Origin of the sequence: Flavobacterium succinicans (assembly GCF_001662485.1) — a bacterium.
Taxonomy (GTDB): domain Bacteria; phylum Bacteroidota; class Bacteroidia; order Flavobacteriales; family Flavobacteriaceae; genus Flavobacterium; species Flavobacterium succinicans_A.
The window spans coordinates 1-1,622 of record NZ_JMTM01000045.1 but is presented as its reverse complement, the minus strand read 5'-3'; the positions used below and the strand labels follow the sequence as shown (position 1 = coordinate 1,622).

Annotated in this window: 1 protein-coding gene; it reads left to right on the top strand. The window is 33.0% G+C overall.

The window, feature by feature from the left end; all coding sequences use genetic code 11:
* The first annotated feature begins 327 nt into the window (after positions 1-327).
* The gene (locus FLB_RS07325; RefSeq protein ID WP_064715313.1) at positions 328-1,044 is read left to right on the top strand and encodes a hypothetical protein; all 717 of its coding nucleotides are present in this window, start codon (positions 328-330) and stop codon (positions 1,042-1,044) included.
* Positions 1,045-1,622 lie beyond the last annotated feature (578 nt).

Below are 1,622 nucleotides of genomic sequence, written 5' to 3'. Positions count from 1 at the left end.
AACAAACAAAAATGTAGCTTGTATTTCTTTGTTTTAAGTAGATTTGCCTTGTGGGCATGGATTATGTTTGCGACTCATCGTTGTGGGCACGGATTGCAAATCCGCGCTATCGGGATTAAGTTTGCGGCTCATCGTTGTGGGCACGGACAAGGATTAAGTTTGCGACTCATCGTTGTGGGCACGGATTGCAAATCCGCGCTATCGGGATTATGAGGAACTATTAAAAACAGGTGATAAAATTAGAATATATAAAACTGATATTTATAAATCTATTAGTAATGGAGATGGGAAAACAATCACACAAACAATTAAAATTTTTAAATAAAAATGATAAAAGAATATTTAGATAAGAAATATAAAGAAATTTTACCTACTAGTTTTAGTATTTTACTATTAGAAGAAAAATATATTGAAGCAATATCTGTTTTTGAAAATAAAGCTAACAGCATATATTTAGGTAATATTGAAATTCAATTATTAAAGAATATACTTGCTGGTATTGAGTTTAGTGAAATTGAAATAATTTTAGATTCCAAATATAAAATTGGTCAGGGAAATTCAACTATTAACATAAATATCAATAAACATCTCTTTAACCATAAAATAGGAGAAAGCATTTTGAGTCAATTGCCTGTAAGTTTAGATACTGAAGCTGGCATAGATAAAGCTTGTCAACTTATACAACAATACATAGAACAAGAAGCAATTCCATTTTTTAAATATTGGCAGGACATACGCGATTTTTTGCCTTTTTTAGAAACAAAAGATAATGGTTTTATTGCTGATTTATTTTCGGGAGATGGCTTTTATAAAAAAGTAATTATTTGGAAACTATGTTCTCACCCAGGATACAATGATTTAGTAGAAGAAATGTTAGAGATATTTGCTCAGGAACTCAAGGAATCTCCTAAAGACAAGTTTTTGAAAAAAGATTACGATAAATATCTCAAAATCTTAAAAACATTAGAAAAGACAAAACCTTTGTATGAATGGGATGAAAAATATTTAATACAGAAACCTTACATAAAAGAAGATTTAGCTTAATTTTTTTTTACCCCCGCTCTACGCAGTGTTCATATAAAATGCTACTGAGCAAATGTCTCTGACTTTCCCCGCTCCGCAAAGTCTCATGACTTTTGCGTTTTTTTTTAAGTTCTTAAAAACCGTAAATGTGTCAAATCCCGACTTATAAAGTAAATATCTTTAGAATGATATGCGTTTCAAATCATCATAAAAAACTACAAAGTAACCGTTGGGGTATTTTGTAGTTTTTTGGTTTTACATGATCTGTTATTTGTTATGAAAACAAAACGTTCTCACTTAGCCCCGATGGAAGTGGCATCCTTGCTGGGCGGGGTTCGCCCAGCAAGATATAACGTACAGCGGGACGACTCGTGTGGTGCGCAAAGAAGTAGTGCTTCTAGAAAAAAATACTATTTTTGTTTGTTATGCCCCACAAACTAAACCAACTCGATCGCGCGGATATAGCTCTACGGAAGATAGCGCGGATTTGCACACGAACGAAGTGAACTGACGAAGTAATCCGTGCCCACACAGTGCATCAACAATCTAAAATAAATCCAACATCACAACCTCTAAATCATTTTCTAAGCCTGCATAAT